The sequence below is a fragment of the Ruminococcus sp. RTP21204st1_B2_RTP21204_210225 genome, from assembly GCF_040914135.1.
Classification (GTDB): Bacteria; Bacillota; Clostridia; order Oscillospirales; family Ruminococcaceae; genus Hominimerdicola; species Hominimerdicola aceti.
The window spans coordinates 1-5,090 of record NZ_JBCPGA010000079.1 but is presented as its reverse complement, the minus strand read 5'-3'; the positions used below and the strand labels follow the sequence as shown (position 1 = coordinate 5,090).

The window sequence follows — 5,090 nt, the reverse complement described above, 5'->3', positions numbered from 1 at the left end:
CACAAAAAAGACTGCTTTCCTACCCTTTTAAGGGTGGTTGCAGTCTTTTTTTATTGCGCGTTTTTTTACAGCGCCTTATTCTATTCAGAATAGTCCTAATTTTAACCTATCAATATCGGCTCCTGATATCTGTTTGTACGAATCCATACTTATTCAGTCTATGTCACCTTACCTCCTCAATCACACCCTTATCCATTTCATGCACAGTATCGCACAGCACTGAGATGTCCTCCGTAGAGTGTGAGCATATAAGAATAGTCTTGCCCTGCTCCTTGTATGAAAGTAGGTACTCACGCATTTCTTTTACTCCGTCCTTGTCAAGACCGTTAAACGGCTCGTCGAGAATAAGTATCTTTGGGTTTTCCATGATAGCCTGTGCAAGTCCCAAACGCTGCCGCATACCAAGGCTGTATTTACGAACGTGACGCTTTAGGTCAGGATCAAGTCCCACCTGTTTCATACTGCTTTTTATCTCCTCTTTACCTATCTTGTTGTTAAGCCCCGCAAGAAGCTTTAAGTTCTTGTAGCCCGAATAGTAAGGTATAAACCCAGGTGTTTCAATAATGATACCCATATCTTTCGGGAAGTCAACGTCCTTGCCCACTTGCTTGCCGTCAACTGTTATCTCACCCGATGTGGGCTTGATAAAGCCGCATATGCACTTCATCAGCATCGTTTTTCCACTGCCGTTTCGCCCGATAAGTCCGTGTATCTTGCCCTCCTCAAAGGACACATTTATGTGCTTTAGTATCTCCGTTTTGCCAAGCGTAAGGCATACGTCATTTACATTGATGATATCCATTTCGTCCCCCTAACTTGCAACCTCCGTCACATTATCATAATTAAACTTACCAATGGCTATCCCTCCGAAAACCAGCAGAACCGCAATAAGTACTAGCAGATAAATCACAGAAAAGCTCATCGGCATTATTGGCTTTTTGAAATATTTCGTGTAATGCAGCCAAGTTATTGAGTTTGCCATTGGCATTGTCCACATAAGATTTGTCCTTATAGCACTGAACGCCATTCCAAGGGATATCATTCCGCCGCATATGATAAAGCCCAATGTCTTTCGCTTGAATAGTGAAAACACCAGCAGTATCAGCCCTATTATCATCAAATACGCCGCCACGAGCAGATAGCTTTTTACCGCCGCCTCAAATACCGAAAGCTGATTGTAGAGATTTTCTGGAAGCAGCTCAACTCCGAAATCGCCTCGCCTGTCGGGGAACATTTTCACAAAACCCGTGGCAACATTGCTCCAGCCATTGTACCAAAAACCCTTTGAAAGCATTGGCAAAACTGTACCGAGAAATATTACCGCAAGATATGATACTATCATAAAAACAAGTTTCAAAACCTGCCCTACAAACCAGTTTGCCCTGCCGATACGCACGATATAAAACACGGTATTGGTGTCAACTTTCGGATAATCAGCAATGAGGGTAAGAAAAACTATGGGGATTATAAGTATCAGTATCTCAGAATTCGCCACAGCTATAAATGGCTCTAGTATGTTAAGCGGCTCACCCATAAGCTCTGCATTGTTGGTCAGCGGAGAAACTGCAAAATTGTTTATGAATATGAGCAGCACCGCAACGATCACCATTCGTGCGTCACAGACCCACTTTACAAATTCCGTTGCCGCACAGGAAAAGGCTTGTTTAAAACTAAAATTTTTCATTGCTTACACCCCTTTGTCCAGCCGCATATTCATTATTACTATAAAACCTATCACAGATAAAAGTATTATCCCTAAATTGAAAAACAGAATGTATTTTGTGTCGGCAAAAGCTGTGTAATATGACAAATTCATTATGCTGTTGGGATAAAAATTCTCCAATATGCTTGCCCTGTCGAAATCCTCTTTCATCATTGAATTTGCAATAAGTTTCTGCACAGTTATCTGCCACATATATGTTACCATAAATGGCACGCAGGTTATAAGATACGGATTTTTGCAGAATGAGCTTATGAAAAGTGCAGGCATTGTGCTTATAGCTCCATACAAAAATGCCGAAAGCATATATCTCAACACGCCCGTAAGCTCGTCTTTATTGTTCACAAGCACGAATGATAAATCATCTGCGGAAAGTTCGTATTGGCTCAATTGCGGAAATATTATCCGCACGATAACGCCGAAAATTATATATCCGAATAGAACGGCTGAACCGCCGCACAAAAATGCTGAGCAGAATTTTGACAGATAATATCTCAAACTGCCTGTTCGGGTTATGTTGAACCGCATTGAGCCGCCGTTTCGCTCTGCACAAAATGCCGTCATAAAGGGAAAAGCCGCTATTATAGGCAGAAACATTGCCATATATCCCGACATACCTTTTGCGAATATCAGATAGGAACTGAAGGAATAATCATCAGCAAAAAGCTGTTTGTCAAGCTTTGCAATGCACTCAAACACCGTGTATATCTTCGCCGTGTTTGGGTCAGTATACGCCTTTGCGGTAAAGCATAGCAGGGTCGTGAGCAGCACCGCACCGACATATCCGATATTCAGCATACTCTTGTTAAGGTCGCATTTAAGTGCTTTCATTGCCCCACCCCCTATGGAATAAGCACATATATCTCGCCCGTAACGCAATCGACTGTCACATAATTTATTGCGTGCAGACCTGTCGGCTGCTTATCGTCGATAATAAAATACCACTTTGGCGTACAGCATATATTATCCGCACTTTCGCCGACTTCGGTACTCTCGCCACGAGGTTCATACATAAGCTTGACGTCATCAAACTGTATATCGATTTTGTCCGCAAGATTTTCCTCAAGCAGATCGCAAGCGCCCTTGAAAGACAGCATTTTGTCTATTTTCTCAGCCTTTGCCACCTTGAAAGCGTTACAACCTATGTAATATTCGGGGTCAAAGTTTGCGTCGAGATCGGTATAAGTTTGCATTGAATAGGTCATAAGGGCATTTCCCTTCACGAACAGCGTATCATCAGCATTCGTGGAAAAAACATTTTGTATGCCGATACCTTTATATGCCTTTTGTATCTCGATCTCATAGCCAACACCGCTGTCGGTGGTGATTATATACCCGTCACTGACCACATTGTCAAGCTCCTCTCCAAGCACATTGCTGAACGTGTCCGCCAAAGTCTTTGCCTTGTCCGCAGCAGACAAAAGTCCGCTGTCAGCATTTTCAGAAGTTGGTCTGTCGAGATAAAAAAGCTCCATATTATCGGCGTCAGCGTCTGCGGTATTTACGCCGTTTTCGCTTGCCTCCCAACAGCAATAAGGCTGTGCAAAGCGTGTTATTTTAAGTTTGTTATGTTCGTCCTGGAGCTGTGCCTGATCTTCCACAGTTTCGATCTTACCATCGATCTTGATATCCAAGGCACTTTGCAGCTCTTCCACTTTTGACGACAGCCAGTCCATATCATTTTCGGCATTGATATAAGCAAGCTCCAAGTCATAAACGCCGTCAGGTTTGCAAATGCTCACCGCCGATTTTTCGGGTAGCTTGAATTTTGTATACTCTTTTTCAAATGCAGCATCAAAGCTGTCATAAATATTCTCTGACGAAACATAAGCCTCGCCGCTGTCCACCTCAGCCGAATGCTTGTTGCTTCTGATATTGTCGGGAGTATTTTCACAAGCTGACAGCGCCACAGCCGCCAACATCATGGGCAATAATACTTTTGTTTTTCTGATATTTTTCATATGTCATTCCTTTCTTTTGGGTTATTGCTGCGAGGTAGTATAGAAATCAAGCTGTTAAATTGATCGTATAATTTAAGGCAATATCACATAAAAAGATAGTTAGTGATATTGCCTTAGTTTAAATTTTATTTACCGCTAACATATCCTGAAGCCTGACTACCTACACCTGACGGAGCTGGATTGAGTGACATGGTGCACAAAATACGTTCACCTTTATCAATATATGTCGCATTAATGTGTTTCGTAGTATGGTTTCCTTTACTTGATATTTCTCCACTTGCAATATATGTACCTCCAACCGTTGTTCTATATGAAACGGATGTAGCATTGGAAATTTTGTCAATTTGGTAGTTGACCCTAACATAATCATCCTGAGCTGCGATTCTCTTAACGATATTTTTTATAATATAGGTGTGATTTTCTTCAAGTTTTGTTGCAAATAAATTCAATTTCATCATATAACACAATTATTGCAACGGATAATTGTGCATAATGAATATTCACATCTTCATTGGACTCACCACATTTTTTTGCAATAGACTTTTTTATCTATGCATACATTATTTTAACACATATAACACCAAAAGTCACTATATTCTGCATATTTCTCTCATATGCACAAGATTTTTGTATAGCTGAACAAATATTGCGTTCTAAATTATTTCATTTTACATAAGTTGATTGTTAAATGCTTGTTAACATCAACACGGAAGTTGAAATAGCCAGATTATAACGCTTATTGACATACAAGTCAATGAATGATATTATTAAGATATAACGATTTTAGCACAGGCGGTGAATTAATTTTGAAATTCTACGATTATCCGATAATCAGCAAAGAAAGCAGTCTTCCCGTCTTTTTGGTGAGCGTCGGGCTATCTGTACAGCTTTTTTCATTGAATTGAGCCGTCTTGCGGCGAAAGGAAAAGGCAGTGTACAAATTGCCCCTGCGGTGACAAAGACGATCGCATATATTGACGAAAACTATATGAAACAGACCGGTCTTGAATCCATAAGTAAAGCCGCAGGCGTTTCTTCGCAGCATTTGTGCAGATTATTCAGGCAGACCTTGAACTGCCGACCGATGGAATATATCACAAAACGCAAGATAAAGGCGGCTAAAATGCTTCTGGCAGAAACGCAGAAAACTGTCGATCAGATAGTTGAAGAAACAGGTTTCTGCGACAGCAGTTATTTTTGCAAGATTTTCAAAAGGTTCGAGAGTATTACTCCGTCGCAGTTCAGAAGTATAGAACAGGCTCTATGAAATTCGTAAATTGACCGCTGACACCGTACGATAAACAAAAAGGCATCATGTCCGGATACATGATGCCTTTTTTCTATTGTAGCTTTGCATAAACCTGCCGGATACGATCAGTTGTTCCTGCGTCCGGCTCTGTTCAGCAGCA

6 protein-coding genes are annotated in these 5,090 nt (G+C 41.1%); 1 reads left to right on the top strand and 5 read right to left on the bottom strand.

Annotated features, from left to right (window positions below; genetic code table 11):
• Positions 1 to 163: 163 nt before the first annotated feature.
• The 5 genes from AB5123_RS13730 to AB5123_RS13710 all read right to left on the bottom strand — a co-directional run bounded on the left by AB5123_RS13730 (position 164) and on the right by AB5123_RS13710 (position 4,139).
• On the bottom strand, positions 164 to 802 hold the full coding sequence (locus tag AB5123_RS13730; protein WP_368364956.1) for an ABC transporter ATP-binding protein: 639 nt from the start codon (positions 800 to 802) through the stop codon (positions 164 to 166).
• Between the two features lie 9 nt (positions 803 to 811).
• Positions 812 to 1,684, bottom strand: coding sequence for a hypothetical protein (locus AB5123_RS13725; protein WP_117924995.1), 873 nt, complete (start codon positions 1,682 to 1,684; stop codon positions 812 to 814).
• Between the two features lie 3 nt (positions 1,685 to 1,687).
• Complete coding sequence (locus tag AB5123_RS13720; RefSeq protein WP_117924993.1) at positions 1,688 to 2,551, bottom strand: hypothetical protein; 864 nt, start codon at positions 2,549 to 2,551, stop codon at positions 1,688 to 1,690.
• Positions 2,552 to 2,562: 11 nt separating this feature from the next.
• Positions 2,563 to 3,681 (bottom strand): hypothetical protein, encoded by a 1,119-nt coding sequence (locus tag AB5123_RS13715; protein WP_278946375.1) that lies wholly within the window; start codon positions 3,679 to 3,681, stop codon positions 2,563 to 2,565.
• A gap of 125 nt (positions 3,682 to 3,806) precedes the next feature.
• Positions 3,807 to 4,139 (bottom strand): hypothetical protein, encoded by a 333-nt coding sequence (locus AB5123_RS13710; protein ID WP_147342909.1) that lies wholly within the window; start codon positions 4,137 to 4,139, stop codon positions 3,807 to 3,809.
• A gap of 530 nt (positions 4,140 to 4,669) precedes the next feature.
• Between AB5123_RS13710 and AB5123_RS13705 the strand changes: the two genes are divergently transcribed.
• On the top strand, positions 4,670 to 4,948 hold the full coding sequence (locus AB5123_RS13705; RefSeq protein ID WP_243238889.1) for a helix-turn-helix transcriptional regulator: 279 nt from the start codon (positions 4,670 to 4,672) through the stop codon (positions 4,946 to 4,948).
• Positions 4,949 to 5,090: the final 142 nt, after the last annotated feature.

Bases quoted from the DNA above. Each gene is read 5' to 3' on its own strand.
- AB5123_RS13710 (WP_147342909.1), bottom strand. From the start codon at position 4,139: ATGATGAAATTGAATTTATTTGCAACAAAACTTGAAGAAAATCACACC.
- AB5123_RS13720 (WP_117924993.1), bottom strand. From the start codon at position 2,551: ATGAAAGCACTTAAATGCGACCTTAACAAGAGTATGCTGAATATCGGA.
- AB5123_RS13705 (WP_243238889.1), top strand. From the start codon at position 4,670: ATGAAACAGACCGGTCTTGAATCCATAAGTAAAGCCGCAGGCGTTTCT.
- AB5123_RS13730 (WP_368364956.1), bottom strand. From the start codon at position 802: ATGGATATCATCAATGTAAATGACGTATGCCTTACGCTTGGCAAAACG.
- AB5123_RS13715 (WP_278946375.1), bottom strand. From the start codon at position 3,681: ATGAAAAATATCAGAAAAACAAAAGTATTATTGCCCATGATGTTGGCG.
- AB5123_RS13725 (WP_117924995.1), bottom strand. From the start codon at position 1,684: ATGAAAAATTTTAGTTTTAAACAAGCCTTTTCCTGTGCGGCAACGGAA.